Origin of the sequence: Streptomyces sp. ISL-94 (assembly GCF_018614075.1) — a bacterium.
Lineage (GTDB): Bacteria > Actinomycetota > Actinomycetes > Streptomycetales > Streptomycetaceae > Streptomyces.
Map to the genome: position 1 here is coordinate 1 of NZ_JAGGOZ010000089.1, position 23944 is coordinate 23944.

General features: G+C 69.5%; 23 protein-coding genes. 9 read left to right on the plus strand and 14 right to left on the minus strand.

Features of this window, described 5'->3' with window-relative positions; genetic code table 11:
• Positions 1-229 precede the first annotated feature (229 nt).
• Positions 230-703, minus strand: a complete 474-nt coding sequence (locus tag J7E94_RS25950) for a pyridoxamine 5'-phosphate oxidase family protein (protein ID WP_215019219.1) — start codon at positions 701-703, stop codon at positions 230-232.
• A gap of 74 nt (positions 704-777) precedes the next feature.
• Here J7E94_RS25950 and J7E94_RS25955 point away from each other — a divergent pair, with 74 nt between their 5' ends.
• From J7E94_RS25955 to J7E94_RS25965, 3 genes are all read left to right on the plus strand, one after another.
• Positions 778-1392 carry a cysteine hydrolase gene (locus tag J7E94_RS25955; RefSeq protein WP_215019220.1) on the plus strand — a complete coding sequence of 205 codons (615 nt, stop codon included), beginning with the start codon at positions 778-780 and terminating at the stop codon, positions 1390-1392.
• A 922-nt stretch (positions 1393-2314) separates the two neighbouring features.
• Positions 2315-3469: a hypothetical protein gene (locus J7E94_RS25960; protein ID WP_251057236.1), complete on the plus strand. Its 1155-nt coding sequence runs from the start codon at positions 2315-2317 to the stop codon at positions 3467-3469.
• A gap of 201 nt (positions 3470-3670) precedes the next feature.
• Positions 3671-3823, plus strand: coding sequence for a hypothetical protein (locus J7E94_RS25965; RefSeq protein ID WP_215019221.1), 153 nt, complete (start codon positions 3671-3673; stop codon positions 3821-3823).
• 190 nt (positions 3824-4013) lie between these two features.
• On the opposite strand, the gene J7E94_RS36040 is transcribed toward J7E94_RS25965, so the two are convergent.
• From J7E94_RS36040 to J7E94_RS25990, 5 genes are all read right to left on the minus strand, one after another.
• On the minus strand, positions 4014-4448 hold the full coding sequence (locus J7E94_RS36040; protein WP_251057237.1) for a 4'-phosphopantetheinyl transferase superfamily protein: 435 nt from the start codon (positions 4446-4448) through the stop codon (positions 4014-4016).
• A 261-nt stretch (positions 4449-4709) separates the two neighbouring features.
• The gene (locus J7E94_RS25975) at positions 4710-5759 is read right to left on the minus strand and encodes an amidohydrolase family protein (protein ID WP_308345459.1); all 1050 of its coding nucleotides are present in this window, start codon (positions 5757-5759) and stop codon (positions 4710-4712) included.
• A 188-nt stretch (positions 5760-5947) separates the two neighbouring features.
• Positions 5948-7078 carry an MAB_1171c family putative transporter gene (locus J7E94_RS25980; RefSeq protein ID WP_215019223.1) on the minus strand — a complete coding sequence of 377 codons (1131 nt, stop codon included), beginning with the start codon at positions 7076-7078 and terminating at the stop codon, positions 5948-5950.
• Position 7079: 1 nt separating this feature from the next.
• Entirely contained in the window at positions 7080-7607 is a 528-nt protein-coding gene (locus J7E94_RS25985; RefSeq protein ID WP_215019224.1) for an ImmA/IrrE family metallo-endopeptidase, read from the minus strand.
• Between the two features lie 74 nt (positions 7608-7681).
• Positions 7682-8119: a helix-turn-helix domain-containing protein gene (locus J7E94_RS25990; protein WP_215019250.1), complete on the minus strand. Its 438-nt coding sequence runs from the start codon at positions 8117-8119 to the stop codon at positions 7682-7684.
• A gap of 224 nt (positions 8120-8343) precedes the next feature.
• Here J7E94_RS25990 and J7E94_RS25995 point away from each other — a divergent pair, with 224 nt between their 5' ends.
• The 6 genes from J7E94_RS25995 to J7E94_RS35785 all read left to right on the plus strand — a co-directional run bounded on the left by J7E94_RS25995 (position 8344) and on the right by J7E94_RS35785 (position 15437).
• Positions 8344-10245 carry a transcriptional regulator gene (locus tag J7E94_RS25995; RefSeq protein ID WP_215019225.1) on the plus strand — a complete coding sequence of 634 codons (1902 nt, stop codon included), beginning with the start codon at positions 8344-8346 and terminating at the stop codon, positions 10243-10245.
• Positions 10246-10339: 94 nt separating this feature from the next.
• Positions 10340-10828, plus strand: a complete 489-nt coding sequence (locus J7E94_RS26000) for a PhzA/PhzB family protein (RefSeq protein ID WP_308345460.1) — start codon at positions 10340-10342, stop codon at positions 10826-10828.
• Positions 10825-11166: a hypothetical protein gene (locus J7E94_RS26005; RefSeq protein ID WP_215019227.1), complete on the plus strand. Its 342-nt coding sequence runs from the start codon at positions 10825-10827 to the stop codon at positions 11164-11166. Before J7E94_RS26000 ends, J7E94_RS26005 begins: the two co-directional genes overlap by 4 nt.
• Positions 11163-11795, plus strand: coding sequence for a phenazine biosynthesis FMN-dependent oxidase PhzG (phzG, locus tag J7E94_RS26010; protein WP_215019228.1), 633 nt, complete (start codon positions 11163-11165; stop codon positions 11793-11795). Before J7E94_RS26005 ends, phzG begins: the two co-directional genes overlap by 4 nt.
• Positions 11792-12742: a PhzF family phenazine biosynthesis isomerase gene (locus J7E94_RS26015; protein ID WP_308345461.1), complete on the plus strand. Its 951-nt coding sequence runs from the start codon at positions 11792-11794 to the stop codon at positions 12740-12742. The genes phzG and J7E94_RS26015 overlap by 4 nt, the downstream gene beginning before the upstream one ends.
• 292 nt (positions 12743-13034) lie before the next feature.
• A complete protein-coding gene (locus J7E94_RS35785; protein ID WP_215019229.1) occupies positions 13035-15437 on the plus strand; it encodes a LuxR C-terminal-related transcriptional regulator in 2403 nt (800 codons plus the stop codon).
• Between the two features lie 42 nt (positions 15438-15479).
• Here J7E94_RS35785 and J7E94_RS26025 read toward each other — a convergent pair whose 3' ends face one another.
• From J7E94_RS26025 to J7E94_RS26060, 8 genes are all read right to left on the minus strand, one after another.
• A complete protein-coding gene (locus J7E94_RS26025) occupies positions 15480-16754 on the minus strand; it encodes a 3-deoxy-7-phosphoheptulonate synthase (RefSeq protein ID WP_215019230.1) in 1275 nt (424 codons plus the stop codon).
• Positions 16751-18706: an anthranilate synthase family protein gene (locus tag J7E94_RS26030; RefSeq protein WP_215019231.1), complete on the minus strand. Its 1956-nt coding sequence runs from the start codon at positions 18704-18706 to the stop codon at positions 16751-16753. The genes J7E94_RS26025 and J7E94_RS26030 overlap by 4 nt, the downstream gene beginning before the upstream one ends.
• Positions 18703-19332, minus strand: coding sequence for an isochorismatase family protein (locus J7E94_RS26035; protein ID WP_215019252.1), 630 nt, complete (start codon positions 19330-19332; stop codon positions 18703-18705). Before J7E94_RS26035 ends, J7E94_RS26030 begins: the two co-directional genes overlap by 4 nt.
• Before the next feature lie 94 nt (positions 19333-19426).
• Entirely contained in the window at positions 19427-19675 is a 249-nt protein-coding gene (locus J7E94_RS26040) for a phosphopantetheine-binding protein (protein ID WP_215019232.1), read from the minus strand.
• A 30-nt stretch (positions 19676-19705) separates the two neighbouring features.
• Positions 19706-21385: a (2,3-dihydroxybenzoyl)adenylate synthase gene (locus J7E94_RS26045; protein WP_215019233.1), complete on the minus strand. Its 1680-nt coding sequence runs from the start codon at positions 21383-21385 to the stop codon at positions 19706-19708.
• A gap of 43 nt (positions 21386-21428) precedes the next feature.
• On the minus strand, positions 21429-22469 hold the full coding sequence (locus tag J7E94_RS26050; protein WP_215019234.1) for a ketoacyl-ACP synthase III family protein: 1041 nt from the start codon (positions 22467-22469) through the stop codon (positions 21429-21431).
• The gene (locus J7E94_RS26055; RefSeq protein ID WP_215019235.1) at positions 22466-22651 is read right to left on the minus strand and encodes a tautomerase family protein; all 186 of its coding nucleotides are present in this window, start codon (positions 22649-22651) and stop codon (positions 22466-22468) included. Before J7E94_RS26055 ends, J7E94_RS26050 begins: the two co-directional genes overlap by 4 nt.
• Positions 22633-23880 (minus strand): DegT/DnrJ/EryC1/StrS aminotransferase family protein, encoded by a 1248-nt coding sequence (locus J7E94_RS26060; protein ID WP_215019236.1) that lies wholly within the window; start codon positions 23878-23880, stop codon positions 22633-22635. Before J7E94_RS26060 ends, J7E94_RS26055 begins: the two co-directional genes overlap by 19 nt.
• Positions 23881-23944: the final 64 nt, after the last annotated feature.

The window sequence follows — 23944 nt, forward strand, 5'->3', positions numbered from 1 at the left end:
ATATCGTCGGCCGCGTCAGATGGGTATAAGAGACCGCCCCTGCGGGGGGCCCCGCAGGGGGCTAGTGCTGTGGCCGGGAAGGTTTGCCGGGGCGCGGCGTCCGGTGCGGTGCATCGCAAGGCGGAGGGAAGCGGCTCGTACGGGACGTACTTGCGCGGTCCGACAACACGGCGAGGTGCCGTGCCGGGCGTCGCGCCCCGGTGAACCTTTCCGGTCACAGCACTAGCCTCTAGAGCTTGCGGAAGTCCCACGAGACGATCGACTCCGGCGTGAGGCGGATCCAGGCGTGCCGCCCGTCGTGCGGCATCTCCTCGATGCCGAAATTCTTGACCGGGAAGATGCGCTCCGCTTCCGCCAGTTCCGGGCAGGGCCCGCCGGTGCGCGGGGCCTCGCCGACGAAGACGGCGCTGCCGGACAGCTCGACGCCCCGCAGCTCGTCGTAGGACTCGCCGGAGTCGACGACCACCGAGATCCGGGGGTCCTCGCGCAGGTCGGACCAGCGCCGGCTGCGCGTGATGGAGTACAGCCACAGTGAGGCGCCGTCCCAGGCGAACCACAGCGCGCCCACGTGCGGGCGGCCGTCGGGGGAGACCGTGGCCACCCGGCAGGTCCGCTGCTCGCGCAGGAAGGCGTCCACTTCCGCATCGGTCATCATGATCCGGCGGCCCCGGCGCTGCCCGCTTCCCGTCCGTGCTTCGCTCATCCGTCCCACCCCTTCACATCTGACTGTGTGTCAGGAATCATGCGGGCTCTTCCGTCGTCACGCCAGGGGGAGCCATGCAGGATCTCGATCCCGCCACCACCGCGCTGCTCACCGTCGAGTGCCAGAACGGCGTCGTCGGCGAGGAGAGCGCCCTGCCCGAGCTCGCGAAGGAGGCCCAGGACTCCGGGATGCTGGGCCGGGTGGCGGCGCTGGTGGCCGCCGCGCGCGGGGCCGGGGTGCAGGTGCTGCACGCGGTCGCCGAGCGGCGGCCCGACGGGCTCGGGGCGAACAGCAACGCGCGTCTCTTCCGGGCCGCCGGGAACCTCCCCGTGCGCCAGCTGGCCGGGAGCAGGGCGGTGGAGGTCGCGGCCCCCATCACCGTCGCCGAGCAGGACCTCGTCGTCCGCAGGCTGCACGGGCTCTCCCCGATGGCCGGCACCGATCTGGACGCCCTGCTGCGCAATCTCGGCATCCGCACCCTCGTCGTCACCGGGGTCTCCTCCAACATCGCCATCCCGAACACCGTCTTCGACGCCGTGAACCTCGGCTACCAGGTCGTGGTTCCGGCCGACGCCATCGCCGGGGTGCCCGCCTCCTGCACCGCCGAGGTGATCCGCAACTCCCTCGCGCTGGTCGCGGCCGTCACCTCGGCCGAAGCGCTGCTTAAGCAGTGGGCTCCTGCGCCCTGACCCCCGTAACCTGGGCGGATGCTGTCCGAAGTGATCGCGACCCGCTACGTCACGCCCCTGCGTGAGGGCGGCTCGCTCCCGGGAATCGTCGAGGCCGACGACCTCGGTACCTACGTCATGTAGGCCCCGTGGTAAGCCCCTTGACCTGGGGATACCTGCTGCAGCGTGGCGCTGACCTGCAGGGACGCTTCTTTCGGATCCTTTCACGGGCTTTCCTGCTTACGTGGCTCAAACTCCCCAGGGGCTCCCCGAGCGGCGGTGAAACTCCCCAGCCGCTCCCCAGCGGGGCGGCTGGGGAGGGTCGAGGTGGGCCCTGTTTGGCGGACACGGCCTGGCCTTCCGTGACCCGTCCGTCCCCGGCTCTTGGCTGCGGATCCTCTTGCCGCAGATGTTGCCTGGGACGGTGGTGCGTGTTGACCGGCTCCCAGCGGGCGACGTAATCGGCCAAGGCGTGCGGCATGGCGGGAAGCATGCCATAGCTCGTATCTGTACAGCCTTGTTAGGTTAATTGGGATGGACTTGGCTTTCCCCTCGAGCGTCGCCAACTTGTTTCCGATGACCCACCACGTGGAGTGCGTGGCAATCCTGGAGCCGGTCGCGAAGGGCGCCTGACCTGCAGGTTTATCGGTGTGCGTTACGTGCACTGTGGGCGTTACGGGCGATATCTTGACGCTGAAAGGACGCTCGTGACGCTCGTTTGACGCATGCCGGGCTGGTTCCCTGACGGTGTATCGGTAGCGGAAAGTCGCCCCCGGACCAGGCTGCGCGCCTGCCCGGGGAGGTGGCTTCTGCGTGCAGTGGGGGCCGGATGTCGACTTTGTACGGGCGTCGGCCGAGCTCCCCGCGCACGCTCTGTAGCGGAGACCGCCGCTGGTTCCCGGTACAGGGGAGGCATCTGCTGGTGAGAGAGTGAGGTGGGTGCATGCACCGCTGGTCCCCGTTGAACGACCGCCAGCGAGAGCTCCTGCGGCGGCTGGACGCCAGCGAGGAGCTGGGCTCGGCGTCGGCTGAACGGCTCTCCATGTACGCGTTGCGCGATCGAGGGCTGCTGGTCGTCGTACGTCGTCACGGGGCGGTACAGACCGAGGTCACCGATGCCGGGAGATTCTATCTGGAACACGGTCACCATCCGGAGGATCCGCGGTACACCTCCGCGCTCCAGGGCGCAGCCAAGAAAACTCCTATGCCGTACTCGGAACGGCCTGTGGTCCGGGCGCGGCGCGCCATGGCGGCGGAGTTGATTGAACGGCTCGTGGCTGAGCGGCGGGTGGTCATCCCAGCGCCTGACGAGGCGATGGAGACGGAGTACCGGCGGGCCACCCAGTGGTTGCTGCTCTCAAGGAAGACCAGCCGGCTCGCCGTGCCTGCGGTTCTTCGGGGCAGGGCTCTTCGCCTGCTCCAGGCATTGTCCGCGGAAGCGGCGAAGCGCGGCCATGAGGTTCGCGAGCATGCGGTGGCTGAGCCGTACCGGAGTCGGCCCTATGCGTACGGCGGCACGTACCTCCCCTCTCGTCTCTCCCGGCGTGAGGGCGAGCTGGACCTGGTCGTCGGCTATTTCACATACACGGTGACGATCAAGCAGGAGTATTCGCAGTCCGCGGATCCGGAGCGGGCGCAGAGCCTGATGATCGAGCTTCCCTGCAGCCGCTCGGGCCGCCAGGGGAAGTGGGTTGACCGGAAGCGGTGGAGGCTGGAGGACGTTCTCGGCACGATTCTGCGGGAGGTGGAGATCCGCGCGGGGGAGGATGCCCAACGTCGGATCGACGAGGAGCGGGCCAAGGCGGACCGGAAGGTCCGGTTGCAGGCGGCGATGGACTCGGCTCGGGAGCAGGCGATCCAGGCCCAGCTTGCCGCTGTGCTGCGTGTCCAGGCGAAGGACTGGCATGAGGCGAGGGCGCTGAGCCAGTACTGCGATGCCCTGGAGCACCGGCTCGCCGCCTCGGCGGGTCTGGTGTGCCCGGAGGCCGCCTCTGCCCGGCAGTGGCTGGAGTGGGCCCGCGCCTACGTACGATCCCTGGACCCGCTGCGGGAACTGCCCGCGATGCCGCGACCCGCGACCCGGAGCCCGAGGAACTGAAGTTGTATCTGAAGGGCTGGAACCCGCGCGGACCTGAGGTGCAGGACTGCTCCTGGCGGGATTGATCAAGAACCTTCCTACCCGGCATGGCACCCCGATGCGTTCGGCAGCGGCCGCTTCGATTGGGCCGGCATCCCCGTGCCAGGCTGCTCGTCGCGGGGGAACGACGGAGCCCAGCAGACCGCAGTGGCCGACGGGGCCATGGCGGAGCTCGACGCGGCGGTCGATGAGGTCCTGCTGGGGCTCGGTGAGGACATCACCAAGGTCAAGAACCAGACCTACACGACCTACCGGCGGATGCAGAACTATGCGTGCCGGTACCCACCGAAGAGGGTCAAGCGTTGGTCTACGTGAAGGCCGACCGGGCAGGAGGTCGACCTCCTGTCCGGCTTCGCACGGGACGTGACAGGGCTAGGCCACCGCGGCACCGGCAACCTGTAGCTGACGCTGCAGTCCGAGCGGGACCTGGAGCGCGCGGCCGAGCACTTCCGGGGCAGCTACGCGGCGGCGTAGCCGAGCTTTGCCGGGCCGGCGGTGCCCCAGGTCAGGCAGTGAAGTCGTGAGGTGTGGCGCGGCGGTTCCTTCCGACGGTTCGGGCAGGGGTGGCGGTGGATCTCCAATGATCCGGCGGATCCCCGGTTTGGCTAACCGGGGATCGCCTGCTAATTTGCGCGCCTTGGCGCGGACCCGGGCTGGCCATGTGCCAGGTCGTTAGGCGGAAGCGGAGGTAGACGCCCGGTCCGGGGTTCGGAGGGCGAGGGCCGCCGTGTATCGGGGCGGAGCCGACAGGTCGGTCAGGGTCCAGCCGGGGATTGCGGCCGGGGTGTGTGCGGCGCCTACGTACGGCTCCGCCAGGCCGAGCGCCAGGCCTACCGGTGGCCTTGAGGTAGACCTCCTTGCGGGACCACACCCGGCCTATCGCCGCCCGCCGGTCCGGCTCCGGGAGCGCGGTAAGCTCCGCGGTCTCCGCCGGGTGCAGGGCATCGCCACCGCCCTCAGAAGGAACGCCCGCGCCGCCACCCGGCCACTACAGATCCTGGCCATTCCTTGATCACAAACCGGCTATACCCACTTCATGCCGAAGTCCTGCCCCGTCGCCCACCAGGAATGCTCTGCCTGGATCCATGCCGACGACAGCTACCGTGCGCGGTTCAGCACCGACCGCTCCGCGACCTGGACTGCGGGACGGGGGACGTGTGCCACTGGGAGTCGGCTCCACCATCCCTCCTTCGACGGTCGGTCATCGGCGCTTCGTGGGCGGGGTGTGGGGGCGGCCAGCGGACATGACCAGGCGGACGTCGCGTAGGTCGGCGAGATCGGAGAGCGGGTCGCCGGTGACCGCGAGGAGGTCGGCGCGGTAGCCAGGGGAGAGTTGGCCGGTATCGGCGGCGATACCCAAGGCCAGGGCGGCTTCGACCGTGGCCGAGTCGATGGCCTCGGCGGGGGAGAGGCCGATGTGGCGGAAAAACTCCAGGCTGGAGACAAAGCCATCGAAGACGGCGTGGGTGACGCCCGCGTCAGTTCCCGCGATGAGACGGACGCCCTGGTCGGCCATCCAGCGCAGGCGGCCGAACATCTCCTCGGCCCGCTCGACGCCGAAGCGTTGGGCGAAACCCCGCCAGTCGGGGCTCGCCGCCGGGCACACTCGGATCTCCTTTGCTGCCATCTCCGCGACGAGATCGGGCCGTACGTCGAAACCGTCCTGCGCCATCCAAGTGCAGTGCTCCAGGGTAGTGACCCCGGCCGCGACAGCGGCCTCGATGCCTGCGGTGCCGTGCGCGTGGGCCGCCACGGGCAACCCGGCCTTGCGTGCTTCGGCCACGACCAAGCGCAGCTCGGCGGTGGTGAACTGAGCCTGCCAGATCGGCGGACCGCCCTTGGTGATGCCGCCGCCGGTGGCCATCACCTTGATCACATCAACGCCTTCCTCGGCGTTGCGCCGCACGAGCTCGCGCAGGGCGGCCTCACTGTCCACCTCGCCGCCGAAGAACCAGCAATGACCACCTGGGCGGGTCAGGGGGGTGCCGGCGCTGAGGATGCGCGGGCCGAGCACTCCGTCCCGTGCGATCGAGTCGCGCAGGCGCAGAGCCAGGCCGTTGCGGTCTCCGAGGTCCCGTACGGTCGTCACACCCGAGTCGAGCAACTGCCGGGCCCGCTTGGCCATCCCAGCCAGCAGATCGGCGTCGTCCGTGTCCAGCAGCGCCGTCACGGGATCCGGTCCCGCGTCGAGTGCGAGGTGGACATGGCAGTCGATCAGGCCGGGAAGCAGCGTGCCGTCGGGGAACGCCATGGTCGTAGCCTCCGGCGAGGCCAAGACTTCAATGTCTCGCCGTGGGCCCACGTCGACGATTCTTTCGCCTCGTACGAGTACGGCGCCGTCCCGTAGCCGCCGACCGCCGGGGCCCGTCACGACCTGCCCGGCGGAGATCAGGTATTCCATGGAGTGTCACCCTCGTGTATGTCGTTTCGGAAAGTCAGTCAGGCAGGACGGGAGGCCCGGAGCGCGTCGGAGAGGAGGACGAGCTGGCGCACGTCGTCGTCGAGGTCGTCCCCTTGGGGCAAGGCGATTGCGACCGCCCCTGAGGGTGCCGGCGTCCCGGCTGCATACGCCTCCAGTGCGCGATTCAAGTGGTCGGCGACCACCCGGGGTGGAAGGTGCTCGACTGGCCCCGCCTCCTTGAGTTGTGCGAGGTACGGACTGAGTCTTACGATGCCGTCGCGGCATTCGATCACTCGGCGGTAATACCGGTGGTGCACGCCCTGGGGGGTGAGTCGACTGCGCCACCCGTCGGACGCCGCCCGGTGCAGGGCGTTCTCGGGGAACGCCTCGTGCAGGGCCACCCACAGAGGGGTGAGCCGGTGGTGCGTGCGCCGGTGCTGCCACCGGAGGCGGAGCGAAGCCAGCCGACTCGCGGCTCCCGGATAGAGGATGCCGACGACGAACAGCGGGATCGCCAGGTCCAGCAGCAACTTGACGCCGGTGATCACAGCCGTTGGCACGGTGCCGTCGAACGCGCGGACCACGACGAGAGCTCCGCGGAGGGCGTCGGCCCCGACCATGCATGTCAGCGAAACGGCGACCAGGCGCAGTCCTACGGTCAGCGAGCCACGGGAGACCCGGATGTATCGCAGGGTCCACCGCAGCGCCATCGCGAGCGCGTACGCCAGGTAGATCCCGGCTGCCAGGTAGAAGACGGCGATACTCGCCACCTGCATGTTTGCCGTCGCGTAGACATGGCCCCGCTCGCTGCGCGGGGTCGCGAGCGTCGCCGCCGTGATCACGACTGCGGTGATGGCGAACGGGATGAGTTCGATCCGGGCGCGCCGGAGGCCTGCGCGTGGGTCCGACGCCGATTGCAGGTAGAAGCACATCAGCCAGTACACGGTGCCGAGCAGCAGGATGTTCTGAATCAGCTTCGACGCACCCGCGCCCACCATGCCGTCGACGTCGTCGGCGACGCTCCGCAACCCTATGGGGAAGGACAGCGAAGCGCAGACGATGCAGTAGGTCACGGCCCGAAGGGGCCGGTCGTGCGGGGCCTTGGCGATCTGGTGGATCATGCGGACCAGGGCGAGGAGAAGCACAGCGCCGAGCAGGAAACTCAGCATGTCACAGCCACCCGCGCCGCTCGGTCAGAGCCGTTTGGATACGACGGGCTGTGGAGTCTCGAGGGGCTGGCTGGTCAACGGTCTTCAGGATGCACGCCCATTCGAGGATGATGGTGGCCATCATCTCGGCCTCGTGCTCGCGTTCCTCGTCGTATGAAGTGCGTCCCAGGAGCCGCTTGACCACATCGAGCGAGATGCTCGGCATGATTGCGCCAAGCAGCGCATCGTCGAGCCCGCCGCTCTGGTGGTCGGCCAGGATGTGCCCGATCTCGTGCACGATGATGTGGTTCTGGTGGGCCCTGCTGGTTTCCTGCTGGTAGAAGATGTAGTCGGTGTTGTCGGTGGCGATCCACAGTCCATATGCGCCGTGCGCGGGCAGCCTGTAAGGGACCAGCTGTATGGGGCGGTTGCGGCGCTCCCCCAGAAGTCTGCACAGGACAGTGACGTTGAGTGGTGGCTGGACCCCCAGCGACCGGAGTTCGCGTTTGCAGCGCCGCCGTAACTCTCGATCTTTTAGCAATGTTTCCATTCCTCCCCCATGCCTCACCGGCCTCACGCCTTCATGCAACATGAGTCGGCTTCGGACAGACAGGGGGAATCAGGTCATGATCGCGGCTCGTCCTTCGGCGCGCCCTGCGGCAGGCCCTCCAGGGCCCTTACATGCTCGATGAGTTCGCCGATCGAGCTCAGGCTCGCGGGGGAGAGTCCAGCGGCCCGCAGGGCGACGTGCTGGACGTTGGAGTCGCGCAGCGCCGCGAGCAGGGCGAGTTGCGTGTGCACGTCTGATGCGACCTGGTCGTCGAAGAAGTAGGCCGGAGGGACGCCGAAGAACTTCGCGATCCCTTCGAGGTGTTTGAGCGTCGGATTGTCGCGCTGCCCCTTGCGGAGCAGCCAGATGTAGCTTCCGGAGATGGGTATTCCGGCTTCTGAAATGGCCCGAGCGACCTCTTCGGTGTTGTAAGGCTGACGGCCGCCCTGAACCACCGTTTCGAACAGATGATTGATCTTGTCGGCGAGGGTGAGTCTTGCTCCGCCGTCCATCTCGGCCAAGGCCGCACCTCCCTGTGTTGGGGGCAATCTAGTGGTATTGACCGAGATCGTCGATGGTAGAGGCCTGTTGACACCGGTCGGACTCGAGGCTAGCGTCCCCGTCCAGGTTGAACTTCGACTCATGTTGGACGCAATTCGACCTGGGGTCACCTGAGTTGGCGCGGCCTGCTCGATGTGAGCCCCGAGAGGGCGTCCGCGCTCGGACGAGGGAAGACATGGAACTTCGCATTCTCGGACCGATTGAAGCGCTGAACGACGGCCGAGCCCGGTCGCTCGGCGGGATGCGACCCAGAACCCTGCTGGCGGCACTGGTGATCGCTGGCGAGCGCGGGCTGGCTGAACATGAGATCCACCAGGTGTTATGGGGAACCGCTCCGCCCGCGACCGTGCGTGCCCAGGTGCACACGTACATCTCGCGGCTGCGCAAGGCGTTGGGAGACGCGGTGGAACTCGTCCGGTTGCCGAACGGGTACGAGCTTATGTCGAGCGGCGCGACAGTGGACTACCTCGAGTTCGGGAGCCTCGCGGCCCGCGGCCGCGACGTCTTCGCAGCCGGGGGTATGGCCCAGGCCGCCAACCTGTTCACGGCCGCGCTCGGGCAGTGGCGCGGGCCGGCCCTCATCGGGGCCACGGAGTTCCTTGAGGCGTCGGAGGCCCCCCGGCTCGAGGAACTCCGAATGTCCGTTATGGAGGAGAAAGCGGCCGCCGACCTCGCTCTCGGCCGTGCCCGGCGCGTTGTCGAAGAACTCGCCCCGTGTGTGGCACAGTTCCCCTTCCGCGAGGGGCTGAGGTCCCTGCTGATGACCGCACTCTCCCATTGTGGCCGACAAGCCGAGGCCATCACCGTCTACCACGAGGGCCGGTCGGTCCTGGCCGAACACCTCGGCGTGGATCCGGGAGACGAGCTGAACAGCACCTTCCAGTCCCTGCTCGCCGGTACCCTCATCGCGCGCCCGCCGCTTCCCGGGGGCGCGGACAATGCGGTCCGGCCCGAGGCTGTGTCCTCTCGCGAAGAGGCGTACACGGCGCTGCCAGCTGACCTCGTGGACTTTACCGGCCGGCACGCCGAACTGCGTCGGCTCAGGGAATGGCTGAAGCCCGCACCGGACGGCACCAGTTGCGCCGGGCCCGTCGTGGTCACCGGCCTGGCCGGGAGCGGTAAGACCGTACTGGCCGTGCGGGCCGCGTACGGGATCGCTCCCGCCTACCCCGACGGCAGGTTGTTCGTCCGCTGCCGTGACGCTTCGGGATACCGGCGTCCGCCGGCCGACATCGCCGGAGACCTGCTGAGAGGGCTGGGTGAACAGGTGGACCCGACGGCGGGGTCGGAAGAGCGCGTGTGGCGATTACAGGCCCGGCTCACCCAGAGCCGCTGCCTGGTCGTTCTGGACGACGCCGCCGATGAGGCACAGGTGCACGCCCTGGTCCCGGGCAGCGGACAGACCCAGTTCTTGATCACCGGACGACCGAGGTTCGCCACGCTGCCCAGGGTGCGCGTCATGGCCTTGGGTGGCCTCCAGCCGCGCGAAGCGATGGACCTGCTCGACGGGATTACGACCGGCGTGGTCGGCTCCAAGGGCGACGCCGGGCGGTTGGTCCGCCTGTGCGATGGCCACCCCGCCGCCATTCGTGCCGTGGCGGCCCAGCTGATCGCCAAGCCCCACTGGACGCCCGCCCACCTCGCTGACCGATTGGCCGACCCCTGCCGCGACACCCTCGGCCTACTGCGGGTCGGTGAGCTCGATGTCGGCGCGACACTGCTGCGCAGTGCCGCCGAACTCCCGGAAGGCCCGCGCCGTGCCCTGCAGCGGCTGGCGCTGCTCCAGGCTCGGCGCATAACCGTACGGGTGGCGGCCGCCACGCTGGAACTGCCGGTGTCGCAGACCGAAGACCTTCTTGAACTTCTAGTGGACGCCCACATGCTGGGTGTTGCCGGATCGGCCGGCGAGGGCGGCTTCGTCTTCGAGCTGCCCGGCCTGCTGATGTGCCTGCTGACGGCCGATGGCGTGTACGGGGGCGCCAGGCATCTGCGAACCGAGGTCATCCGCTGGCAACCAGAGCCAAACAGAGCGCCACGTCCGGGGCTTCCTGCGGTGGCCGGCAGCCGTTGCGTATAGCCGCTGTATAGCGACCGACAGTCGATATATAGCGTCCTTTCAGATCATCTATCCGTCAGTAGATCCGTGTGTCCCCTTCACAGGAGGTTCTGTCGTGTCCGACGCCACGCCTAGTCCAGGCTTCACCGACCGTGCGGAACTCCGGCGCGCCAACCGGGCTACGGTCGAGAAGTACATGCAGACCACGGGTCAGGACCGCCTCAAGCGCCACCTGCTCTTCGTCGAGGCGGGGGAGGGCGGCCTATGGACGGCCGACACGCCCGAACCCATCGTCATCCGGGGCCGCGATCGGCTGGCGGAACATGCCGTTTGGTCCCTTGAATGCTTCCCCGACTGGGTGTGGTTCAACATCCAGATCTTTGAGACACAGGACCCCAACCGATTCTGGGTGGAGTGTGACGGTGAGGGGGCGATCCACTTCCCTGGCTACGAGCCCGGCCACTACAAGAACCATTTCCTCCATTCCTTCCTGCTGGACCGCGGGAAGATCGTGCAGAACCGCGAGTTCATGAACCCCTTCCACCAGCTGCGGGCGCTTGGCATCGAGGTGCCCGTGGTCCGGCGTGAAGGGATCCCCACGTGAAGGCCATGATCGCGTGGTGGGATCTCACGCAGTCTGACCAGACCATCGAGTCGTTGCACGGCTTCCTGAGTGACGAGGCCGTCGCAGCCTGGTCCGACCAGCCCGGACTGGTGCTGAAGCTGTGGATCGCCGACGACGAGAACAATCGCTGGGGAGCGGTCCTGGTCTGGGAGTCCACCGATGCAGCTGCACCGCCGCACCCACGCAGCGCCGCCGAGCTGATCGGCTATGCGCCCACTCACCGCACCTGGTTCGACATCGAGGCGACCGCCGTCGGATGGCGCGACCTGTCCTCCCTCGCCGGCCTGGGCCGGGCCCTGGAGGTATCGGAACGATGACGACGACATCGAGCGAGCCCACCGGTCCGGCCCCCGTCCGCGAATCGGAGGAGTTCCGTACACCTCTGGCAGACCCGCTCGCCCTTCTGCGCAGCTGGCTCGACCGGGCCGGGGATGAGGTCCGCGAACCGGGCGCGCTCGCTCTGGCGACCACCAGCGCGGACGGCCGATCCTCCAGCCGGATCGTTCAGCTCAACTCTCTGTCCGATGTGGGCCTCGTCTTCACCAGCCATCTAGGAAGCCCCAAGGCTCGTGAACTCGCAGCTCAGCCCTGGGCGTCCGGCGTGCTCTACTGGCGCGAGAGCGGCCGGCAGATCGTCGTATCCGGCCCCGTCGAGCAGCTACCCGTCGCGACCTCGGACGCCCTGTGGGCGGCCCGTCCCGTCAGTACACACGCCATGTCGGTCGCGTCACGGCAGAGCGAGGTGCTGGAGGACGTCGAAGCCCTGCGCGCCGATGCCGTGCGGCTGGCCGCACTCGGCCCGCTGCCCAGGCCCGAGCCGTTCGTGGGTTACCAACTGGTCCCGCACAGCCTGGAGTTCTGGGAGTCGAGCCCCGATCGGCTGCACCGCCGCCTGCGCTACGAGCGTCAGGGGGATACCTGGTCGGTGCTGAGACTCCAGCCGTGACCCCCGTGCGCGCCGAGTGGCAGTCGGTATGGATCCGGCAGCCACCGGCCGCGCCATGGCCTGAGCGCCTTGCTCCCCGCCCTGCTCGAAGCGAACGGAACTCACTGACCATGCGCCAGTACGTCGTCGCGGACGCCTTCACCGACAGGCCGCTCGAAGGGAACCCGGTTGCCGTCTACTTGGACGCTGCGGACCTCACTGCACATCAGATGCAGTGTATCGCTCGCGAGATGAACCTCTCGGAGACCACCTTCGTCCTGCCGCCCGAGCACGGCGGCCACGCCCGCATCCGGATCTTCACTCCCGTCAACGAGCTGCCGTTCGCCGGTCATCCCATGCTCGGCACCGCCCAGGTCCTCGGCGAGGAATGGCAGGCCGGCAGTCTGCTGCTGGAGACCGCCATGGGTCACATCCCGGTGGAGTTGGAGCGTACTGGCGACCGGATCACCCGCGTCCGGATGTGCCAGCCGATACCCACATGGGAGCCGTATCAGGAGACGCCCAAACTCCTTGCCGCCCTCGGCCTGCGCGACTCAACCCTTCCGGTAGACGTCTACTGCAACGGCCCTCGCCACGTCCTGGTCGGCCTGTCAAGCGTCGCGGCCCTCGCCGCCCTGCGCCCCGACCACCGTGCCCTGACCGCGTTCCCGGATATGGCCGTCAACTGTTTCGCCGGCAGCGGCAGCACCTGGCGCACCCGCATGTTCTCACCGGCGTATGGCGTGGTCGAGGACGCCGCCACCGGATCCGCGTCCGGACCGCTGGCCATTCATCTGGCCCGGCACGGTCTGATCGAGGACGGTACGGAGATCGAGATCGTTCAGGGCGCCTGGATGGGCCGCCCGTCCGCCATGTACGCGCGGGCGACCCGTGAGGGCAGCCGCGTCACGTCGGTCGAGATGAGCGGAAGCGCGGTTACTGTCGCGCGCGGAACTCTCCTGCTCTGACGGTCCGGACACACCGAGGGAAACGGAGGGCACAGCCATGCCCTGGGGGATCGCTACCTCCGCAGACTGGCCGACAGCGGGCCGGGAAACCGAACTCGGCCATGTGGAAAGGGTGCTCGCCGGACCACGAGGGGTCCTTCTCAGCGGCGAATGGGGGGTAGGCAAGAGCCGACTCCTGCAGGCCGTGCTGGAGCGGGCGGCGGCGGGCGGCGCCCCGACGCGGTGGGTGAGCGGTGCCGTCCCGACCGGCGCGAGTGGCTCCTTGGCAGACGTCCTCAAGGAATTCCCGCGCGTGCCCCAGGGGTCGCCCGCTGCCCCGCTGGTGCTCGGCCTCGACGACGCGCACCTGATCGACTCGGCCGTCGCGGCCTGCCTGTACGCGCTTGTCCGGGACGGTCGGCTCAGGCTGGTCGCGGCAGTCCTCTCGGGCGTGGCCATGCCCGGTGACATCAGTGCCCTGTGGGTCGAGCATCTCGTCGAACGCGTTGAAGTGCCCCACCTAGACCGGACCGCGACTGCGAAGGTGCTCCAGTCCCGGCTCGGCGGCCAGCCGTCGGCCGACTCCATGGAGCGGCTGTGGTCTGCCACGCGCGGTAATGCCCTGCTTCTCCGCGAACTGACTGACGCTGCCCTCGCAACCGGAACCCTCCGTAACGAGGGCTCCATCTGGAAGTGGCGGGGAGAGCTGCCGGCCGATCCCACGGACCGGCCGGCGGCCCTGGTCCAGCTGCGTCTGGGTGCCCTGCGGCCGGACGAACGTGAACTTGTCCAACTCGTCGCGCTGGGCGAACCGTTGGAGGCGGACCTGCCTGTCGCTACAGGACTGGCCCATGCCGCCGAGTCACTCAATCGCCGCGGCCTCGTCGTGACCGAACGCGCTGGCCGCAGGCTGCGTCTGCGGCTCGCCTACCCTCTGTACTCGGCGGTGGTGCTGCGCGCCATGCCGGAACTCGAAGGCCGCCGGCTGCGCCGTCAACTCGCCGACGCCATCGAGGGCGTGGGCATGCGCCGTCAGGAGGATGTCCCCCGCGTGGTCGACCTCCGGCTCGCCGCCGGCCAGATACCTCCCGCCGAGCAGCTGCGGGCCGCCGCCGAACACGCTCTGCGCCGCTTCGACTTCGGCAGGGCCGAGGCTCTGGCGCGAACCGTCCTGTCGCAGGTGGACAGCCCCGACGGTCTTGCCACAGTCCCTGTGCGGCTCGTCCTCGGGCAGGCCCTTCAGGGCCAAGGGCGGCATCGCGAAGCGGAGCGGGTGTTCGCGAGTGTCCCCGACCGGTCATCGGGCAGGAGCGAGAAGGCCCTTGCCATCCGGGCGGTGAACATGGCCTTCGGGCTGGGCCGCACGGCCGAGGCCGTGGGCATCGTCGAAGGTGGCCTGGTCAGCGCGCGGGGCCGGGGCAGACTCCGGCTGTTAGGCGCCCGCAGCCTGCTCGGGTTGCTCGAGGACCGGTTCGAGGACGTCTCCGACGCAGCGGGGACCGCGCGGTTCCCTCGCGATGCCGCCCGTGAGAGCCTGGTCATCGTCCCTGCGGCCTTCGCCCTGGTCGAGCGCGGCGACCCCGCGACGGGCGTCCGTCTGCTGTCCGAGTTGCCCCTGGATCAAGACAAGCGTCACAGCTCCGTAGATACGGCCGCCCAGTGGATGCGGACGTACGCCGCTCTCCACACGACTGGCGTCGCCGCGGCCGCCGCCCGCCTCGGCGGTATGCATTGGTGGGACGAAGGCGATCCGCAGGGCCGGGTGCGCGCCGCACTGCTGCGCGTCCGGCTGCACCGCGCCCGCGGCCACTGGGACGCGGCCGTGGAGGAACTGCGCAGGGCCGCCGCCGTGGATGAGGTCCCCGACTGGCTCGCGGCCCCTTCCTGGACACTGGCCCAGCTCGCCGCAGCCCTTGCCGAGGCGGGCGAGCACGCAGAGGCCGTACGCACCCTCGTCGAAGTCCGTTCACTGGAGGGTCAGGGCGTCGGCTATCCATTGGCGCAGGACGGGACGGCCATCGAATCAGCCCTGGTGCACGCTCATGTCGGCGACCGTGCCCGGGCCGTGCATCTTGCCTTGTCGGTCGCCGCGACGGCCGGTAGGGCCGGACGGCGTGCCCAGGAGGTCGCGGCGCTTCATCTTGCTGCCCGGCTGGGCGCCACCGAAGAGGCCGTGGCAGCGCTGCCGGACGGCTCCGGGCTGTCCGGTACGACGGATCTTCAGGCCCGGCACGTACGGGCGCTGGCCTTGCGGGACGGTGGCGCGCTTGAGGAGCTCGCCGAACGCTGCGCGGCCCTGGGCTTTCACCCACTCGCTGCTGAGGCCGCCGCGCAGGCCGCCCAGGTCCACCAGGTCGGTGGCCGGCAGAGCCGTAGTCGCGCCGCCCGGCTGCTGTGCCAGGAGATCACGGCTTCCACGGGGGTGACTCTGCCGCCGTGGGTCGCTGCACCCGGTGGCAGCCGCACCGCTCTCACCACCGCCCTGACCGTCCGGGAGCGTGAGGTCGCCGCCCTGGTGGCGGCGGGTCTGAGCAACCAGGAGGTCGCTGACCGGCTGTACGTGTCGGTCCGCACCGTCGAGAACCATCTGCACCGCACCTATGGAAAGCTGGGGATCACCGCTCGTTCGGAGCTGGCCCACCGGCTCGATCCCGGGGGGCCGCAGCGGAAAGCGGGCGGCACCCGCTCTAGGCTCGCGGGCCGCCGCCGCTCCTGACGGTCGCCACGATTGGTGGTGCGGGCCGCTCGCTGTCTGCCGTCACGGTCGAGTGGGGTACGGGTACCTCCTGCCGCTCCCGGCGATGCGCGCGGCGCTCCTGCCGAGTTCGAGGGACTGTTCCCGGTTCAGCCGGGGGTCGCATGCGGACGCGTAGCGCAGGGGCAGATCGCCCAGGCTCGTGCCCCCGCCGCCGCCCACGCACTCTGTGACGTCCTCTCCGGTCATCTCCAGGTGGATGCCGCCAGGATGCGTCCCCAGCGACCGGTGCACCTCGAAGAAGCCGGCGATCTCGGCGAGGATGTCGGAGAAAGCGCGGGTCTTGTGGCCGGAGGGGGCGGTGAAGGTGTTGCCGTGCATCGGGTCGCACACCCAGCCCACCCGCGCGCCTGACGCGGTGATGCGGTCCACCAGATCCGGCAGTGCCTCGCGCACCCGGTCGGCGCCCATGCGGACGATGAAGGTGAGCCGTCCCGGCTCCCCGTCCGGGGCGAGCCGTCGCACGAGCTCCAGGGCCTCGTCCGGGGTGGCCCGCGGGCCGAGTTTCACCGCAACCGGGTTTGCGACACCTGCGAGGTAGTCGATGTGGGCACCGTCGGTTTGCCGGGTCCGTTCGCCTGCCCACAGGAGGTGTGCGGAGCCCGCGTACTGGGCGCCGGTGCGCGGATCGAGCCGGGTCAGCGCACGCTCGTAGTCCAGCAGGAGGGCCTCGTGGGAGACGAAGAACTCTTGCGGCCGCAGGGCGAGGTCGGCTCCGATGGCCGTTCCGGGACCGCCTGCCACGGCCGAGAGCGCCCTGATGCTGTTGAGGGTGGCGGCCGCCGCTCCGTACATCCGGAGCATCCGGTACGGGTTCGGCGTGCGGAGCGCGGCGGAGAACTCCAGCCCGTTGACCGCGTCGCCCCGGTAGGCGGGCAGCGCGACGCCGTCGCGCACCTCGGTGGGATGGGACCGCGGTTTGGCGTACTGGCCCGCGATCCGGCCCACCACCACGACCGGCAGCCGTGCACCGGCCGTCAGGGAGTCGGCCATGGCGAGGAGTGTGTCTAGCTTGGCCGCCACCGACTCGGCGCTCAGCGCGTCGAACGTCTCGGCGCAGTCGCCACCCTGGAGCAGGAACGCCTCGCCGCTCGCGACTGCGGCCATCCGGGCCCTGAGCCGGTCGCATTCGGCGGGCAGGACCAGCGGAAGATAGCCGGCCAGCCGCCTGGTGACGTCGTGGACGGCCTCGTCGTCCTGCCAGCCCGGGTGCTGTGCGACGGTCGGGGCCGTCACTGTGTGCGGCAGCGCGCTGCCGGTGACCAGGGAAGAGCTCATGGGGTGGCCTCACGATCTCGTGGAAAGTCGGGCGAGGGCGCCATCACGGTGCCGATGAGTCTTTCGAGGATGCCGATGCCGTCGCGGGTCATTACGGACGCGGGATGGAACTGGACCGAGGCAAAGCCCGGTCCGCGCAGCGCGTGGACCTCACCCGTCGCCCCGTCCCGGCACACCTCCACCGGGCCGGGCCGGGCCGGGTGGCCGCTGATGGAGTCGGCGGACGACACGGCTGCGAACGTGTTGTAGAAGAACACCTCCTCGCGCTGCCCGAAGAGGTCGATGGTGCGCTGTACCCCCTGGTGCGGGACGTCCTTGCGGACAAGAGGAAGGCCCAGGACGCCGCACAGTGCTTGGTGGCCGAGGCAGACCGACAGAAACGCGGTGCCCGCCTCGAGCAGATTTCGTGTCTGCGCCCGAAGATAGGCGATCTTCGCGTTGCCCACCTCGCGTGGGTCACCCGGTCCGGGTCCCACGACCACGAGGTCCTGCCCGGTCAATGAGTAGTCCTCGTCGAACCGCCGTATGCTCACGTCGAGTCCGAGCGCGCGCAGAAGCGTCGCACCCATGGCCGAGAAGGTGTCCTCGGCGTCGATCAGCAGGGCTCGCCAGCCCACCAGGTGCGGCGGCCGGGGCGAGCGGTCGCCTGGCGAGGACTGCCAGAAGCCGGCCAGCGGGTCGTTGCGTGCCCGCAGGGCGCGGGAGACGCGCGGGTCGGCTCCGAGCCGTCCGGCCTCCGGACGGCTCGGTGGCCGTTCGTCCGGCGCCCCGCCGTCGAAGGCGGCGAGCAGCCCGGCGGCCTTGGCGCGGGTCTCCTGGGCCTCGGACGCCGGGTCCGAGTCGCGCACCAGGGTGGCTCCCACGCCCAGCCGCAGCCGGCCGCGCTGCGTGATGTCCGCGGTACGGATCAGGATCGCGGAGTCGAGTCGGCGTTCCCCGTCGGCGTCCCTCCCGAGCAGGGCGGCGACTCCGGCGTAGTAACCGCGGCCGTCCGGCTCGTACTTGCTGATCACGCGGCAGGCGCTCTCCAGGGGACTGCCGGTCACCGTCGGTGCGAAGAGGGTCTCGTGCAGCACCGCGCGCGGGTCCGCGTCGCAGCGCCCTTCGATGAAGTACTCGGTGTGGGCCAGATGGCTCATCTCCCGTAGCTGTGGCCCGACGACCCGGCCGCCTTCGGGACAGAGCCGGCTCATCATCTTGAGCTCCTCGTCGAGCACCATGTAGAGCTCGTTGCGCTCCTTGCCGTCCTCGAGGAACTCCAGTGCGGCCGCGGGGGTGGCACTGCCGTGCGGGTAGCGGTAGGTGCCGCTGATCGGGTTCATCACGGCCGTGCGCCGGTGCAGTGTGATGTGACGCTCCGGACTGGCTCCGATCAGGGTCCGCCCACCCAACCGGATCAAGAACGTCCAGTACGCGCCCTGGGAGTTACGCAACAGCCGTCCGTAAAGGGCCAGCGCCGAAACGGCCGACCAGTTGTTGATCCACGCGGTATAGGTGCGTCTGAGGACGAAGTTCGCGCCGGCGCCTGATCCGATCTCGTCTTCGATGATCCGGCGCACCGTCTGCGCGTACACATCGTCGTCGACGTCGAACGCGCCGTCCCGTACGGTGAGCGGCAGGTCGGGCAGTCCTTCGAGGAACGCGTCCAGCGCCACGGTGCTCTGGTCGCGGATGTCCATGACGAGCAGCTCCTCGCCATCGTCCGGGCACTCGTAGCCCCGCTCCGCGATTTGCCGGTAGGGCAGCAGGACCAGCTGCTCGTGGGGCCCGCCCGCCCGCGCCGCCGGTACGGGGACGTCCGCGAGGGTGGCGGCCGGCGTCACGTCGCCGATGAGCACGTCAAGCGCGTCCTCGCCGTCGGCCTCGGGGCGGTGCAGCAAGGCGAACGCGTCCGGCGCGTCCTTGCCGGTCAGCCGGTTCACCAGGTCGGCCACCGCGCCACCTCCAGTCATCGAGGGGCTCCCGCGCCAGGGCCCGCGAAGGCGGACAGTACGGTCTTCGTGGGCAGCACCACGGAGCAGCGGGCCGCCGCGTACTCCAGCGCCATGCGGTGGTCGGCCTCGCCGAAGTCCGCCACCGCGTCGGCGACGAGGAACGACTCGATGTCACGGGCCAGGGCATCGCAGGCGGTCTGGAGTACCCCGATGTGTGCGTACACGCCGCACAGGACGAGCTGGTCTCGGCCCTGTGAGCGCATCAGCTCCCGCAAGCCCGTGCGGTAGAAGGCGCTGGGCCGCCACTTGGTGAGAACGTGATCCCTGACCGCGGGCCCGAACCGCTCGGGGAAGCCCCGGTGCTCGGGTGCGGCACTCATGCCGGGTCCCCAGAAGTCCGCCAGCAGGCCGCGTTGCAACGGGGTCATGTCGCCGGGCTGTGCGGTGTATGCGACCGGCACGCCTCCGGCGGCGGCGGCCTGCCGCAGCGCCGTCACTCGGTCCTCCAGGCCCGTACGCGGTTCCTGGCCGGACGGCAGGAACCGCAGAAAGTAGTGCTGCATGTCGTGGATCAGCAACAAGGCGCGGTGCGGGTCGACCTTCCATGTGGCCGTGTTCTCCGGCAGGTCGGTGGAGGCGGGCATGGGATAGGCGCGGATGGCGGGTATCGCGGGTGTGGCGGAGAGCGCCAAGGTCCTGGCTCCTTCGCGGGTCGGTGCGGGAGAGAGGCGGGCGGGCTCAAGAGTCCGCGGTGACGGCGGCGACGTGCCGGACCCAGCCCTCGATGGTGGGATCGGCCACGAGGGACTCGAACTTCACCGGAATGCCGCCGCGGCGCCAGCGCCCGCTCAGCCGCATCAGGTCGAGCGAAGTGAGGCCCAGCAGAACGAGGTTCGCGTGGTCGGGGATGTCCTCCGGCTCGGGGCTGATCAGCGCGGCGACCGCCGCGCGTATCTCGTCCGCCGAGCGGGGGGCTTCGGTGTTCATGATGATGTCTGCCTTTCCGTGGTGATCGGTTCAGCCCGCGTCCGGCACAGCCGCATGGACTGCCGCGGCGACGGGCAGGAACGCCGTCGAGGCGGGCACGCGCTCGCCACGGGCGATGGCGGCAAGCACCTTCTTGTCGGTCTTTCCGAGGCCGGTGAGGGGGAGTTCGGCGACGATTGCGACACGGTCCGGCAGCTTGTACGCGGCCAGGCCCCGCTGCTCCAGAGCCACCTTGATCTCCGCCAGTACCGGGGGCCGGTCCACGGGGACGAGGAAGGCACAGGTGCGCTCGCCCAGGTACTCGTCGGGGTACGGCACGACGGCCGCGCGCGCCACGGAGCTCAGGGCGAGCAGATGCCCCTCGACCTCGGCCGCGGACACCTTGTCACCGCCCCGGATGATGACGTCCTTGATGCGTCCCTCGATCACGAGGTTGCCCTCGGGCGTCAGCCGCGCCAGGTCCCCGCTGCGGTAGAAACCGTCGTCGGTGAAGGACCGGCCGTTGTGCTCCGGGGCACGGTAGTAGCCGCGCAACGTGTAGGGGCCACGGGCGAGGAGTTCGCCGATACCGCCCGCCGGTAGTGTGCGGCCCTCCTCGTCGACAATGCGGATCTCGTCCGCCGGGGAGACGGGCCGCCCCTGGGTGGTGAGGACGGTGTCCGCGGCATCGCTTTCGCGGGTGAAGGTGAGCAGGCCCTCGGCCATGCCGAAGACCTGCTGGAGCCGGCAGCCGAAGGCCGGTTCGACGCGTGCCGCCACCTCCGGATACAGCTTGGCGCTGCCGACCTGGAGGAAGTGCAGACTGCCCAGGTCGGCGTCGTGCCACTCCGCTGCCTCCAACCACAGCTGGAGGACGCTCGGCACCACCGAGGTGAACGTCACGCCTTCCTGCTCGATGAGGGGGAAGCAGCGCTCGGGCGTCGGGTCCTGGGCCAGCACCACGGTGCCCCCCACGGCGAGCGTTCCGACTATGCCCGGGCATCCCCAGGTGAAGTTGAACTCGACCGGCAGGACTGCGAGATACACGTCGCCGCCGTCGACCGGCCCGGCCGCGCGGGCGGCCCGGGTCTGGTACACGTAGTCGTCGTGCGTGCGGGGGATCAGCTTCGGCAGGGCCGTGGTCCCACCGGAGAGCAAGAAGAACGCGACGTCCGCAGGGCCCGGGGCGGGCAGTTCCACGGGATCCGCGTCCACCTCGGCCAGCGGCACCATGTCGCCGTCCGCAGGCTTCCCCTTGCCCGACATGAACAGATGCTTCAGGCCGGTGACCTCGTCGCGGACCCGGCGGGCCAGCGCCGTGTGGTCGAAGCCGTGGTGGCTGCGCGGGAAGACGTAGCCGACCGCACCGGACTGCGCACACAGATGGGTGATCTCCTGGGAGCGGTGGGCAGGCAGGGCGAAGACGGGCAGGGCGCCGAGCCGGAACAGCGCAAAGCAGACGATGACGAATTCGGGTCCGTTGGGAAGCTGGACCACGACCCGGTCCCCAGCCTCGATGCCCCGCGCGCGGAAGCCGGCGGCCGCCCGCCGGGTCCGCAGACCCAGTTCCGTGTACGTGATCCGGACATCGTCCTGGACCAGCGCCGTCCTGGAGCCGTAGGCCGTGACGGCGGTGTCGAGCAGGTCCACGAGGCTCTCTCCGCGCCAATGGCCGTCGTCGCGGTAGCGGGCGGCCACGTCCTGCGGCCAGGGGGTGCATCCTTCGAGCATCGGAGAACTCCTTTTCGGGTACGGGGGAGAGGGGGACAGCCGGTCAGCGGACCGGTTCAGGACCGGAGGTGATCTCCAGCAAGGCGCAGGCGGCTTCCATGCCCGTGGTGAACCCGAGCATCAGTACCTGGTCCCCGGGCCGTACCTGGCCGGTGTTCCAGAGGTGTTCGAGACCGAGGGCGAAGTCCGAGACGCTCGCGTGGCCGATGCGCCGGTTGAGCTCCCACGTGCCGCGGTCGGCGGACAGGCCGAGCGGGTCCAGGAGAAAGACGCTCAGGGGGTCCCGGTTGAAGCCGTTGTGCACGATCCGCGTCACTCGCTCGAGCGAGCTGTCGGCCGCCGCCAGTGTGCGCTGCACGCTGTCCGCGATGAGTTCGCCGAAGTCGCCGAGTGGGATCGCACCGCCCTCGGCCCACTTCAGCCGCCAGTGCTCCAGCCTGGCGTCGAAGTCCATCACCCGGCTCACCGGCACCTGCGGCGGCAGCAGCGGCTCCGCCCCGCGGTGCATGGCCTCCATGCCGGGCTGCGAGACGAAATCCATGGCCAGCAGCCGGGCGAAGCCGCCGCGCCGTGAAACCACCAGCGACGAACCGGCGTCCGCGAGGACGAACATCGACGAGGAGCGCCAGCGATCCACCAGCGGCGTCTCGAAGTTGTCGGCCGCGGTCAGCAGCATCGCCGCGTCCGGGTCGGACGACGCGGCGAGCCGCAGGGCCGCCGTCTGGAGGCCGGCCAGGACCCCGAGACAACCGTGCTGGACATGGTGCGCGGAGATCGGCCGGTCCAGGGTGTTGAGCAGGATGTAGTGGGCCGGCGACCATCCCTCCGGTCCCTGGTAGTACGTGCTGCTGTGTAGCAGGCCGAGGAAGTCCTGCGCCTGGTGGCCGGAGCGGGAGACGGCGGTCCGCGCGGCCCGTACGGCCATGTCGACTGCGGGCAGGGACGTCTCGACGGCGACCGACTCCAGGCCCGATGCCTCATGGGCCTCCTCGGTGTACCGGCCGGTGCGGACCGCCTCCTCCGTCGTGACGGAGGGCGGGAGATGGGTGCCGACCCCCGCGAGGTAGATGCCGTCGAAGTTCATGCGCCCGGCTCCCCCGCGATGCCCCAGCTCTGTCGCGGCACTCCGGTAAGCACCACCCAGGTGTGCTCGCGCACCTCGTCCCCCAGCACGGCGGCCGCGGCATCAGTCAGACGGCCGATCAGCTCGGCGCGGGTGCGCTCGTCGAGCCGGTCCTGGTAGAGCCTTACGTCGATGAGAGGCATGACAGTCCTTTCACTTCAGAACGGAGAACGTCGTCGAGGGCGGCCACCAGGTGGTCCACCTGCTGATCAGACAGCCCCGGTTGGCACGGCAGGTTGACGTGCTGGCTGAACCAGAGCTTCTCGGCGACCGGGCACTCCCCGAGCCCGTGGCCGCGCTCGCGCCACTCGGGCAGCAGGTGCAGTGGCAGATAGCGCAGCTGCACCTCCACGCCCCGCACGTCGAGAGCGCGGATCACGGCCTCACGCAGACCCGGCGGGCCGTCCACGAAGAAGGTGTAGAGGTGCTGGGCGTGCCGCACCCCGGGCCGGGGCTGCTGAAGACGGGTGTACGGGTGGCGGGCGACGACCTCGTCCAGCCGACGGGCGACCTCGCGCCTGCACTCCACCAGCCCGTGCAGCCGGTCCATCTGCACGAGGCCCACGGCCGCCGCCGCCTCGGACAGGGTGGCGTTCGTGCCCGGGCAGCGGATGTGTGAGCACACCTGCTCGTACGCGGACGACGCGTACTTCATCCAGGGCAGCAGCTCCCGACCCGTTATCAGTCCCTGGTGGCGGGCCGGCGAGAAGTCGCCGTCCACCTCGTTGGAACGCAATCTGTCGAGGCGCTCGGCCCAGTCGTCCCGGTCCACGGTGATCATGCCGCCTTCACCGAGGGTGGTGATGTTCTTGGACGAGTGGAAACTGAAGCAGCCGATGTCGCCCAGCGCGCCCGGGCGGCGGCCGTCGTACATCGCGCCCAATGCGTGCGCGCAGTCCTCGACGACCGTGATGTTCCGGTCCCGGGTCATCGCCATGATCTCGTCCATCTCGGCGGTCCAGCCTCCGTAGTGGACCAGGAGGACGGCCCGGGTGCGATCCGTGATCAGAGACTTCAGGGTCGCCGGGTCGATGTTCAGCGAGTCGGGGTCGACGTCGCAGAACCGCACGGACACGGGCAGCCCGAGCAGCGGCTGGGCGGTCGCCTGGAATGTCTGGGGGGTGACGATGACCTCGTCACCCTCCTTCAGGTCGAGCAGGTGAATGGCCAGTTCCAGCGCGACCGTGCCGCTTGTGACGGACAGGGCGTGCCGCGTACCGATGTGTTCGCGGAACCGCTTCTCGAAGCGGTCCCGGACCGATCCCGCGGACAGTGAGCCGTCCGAGCCGATCAGTTGCTCGAGCGCCTTGGCCTCGGCTTCGCCGAGGATGCTGCCACGGCTCGCGTACGGCACGGCGTAAGTTCCGCGCATGACGGGTCCTCCGGCGTTGAGGTCGGGGGGTTGCTGCCGCATCCCGCAGCAGGCATGTCGGAAA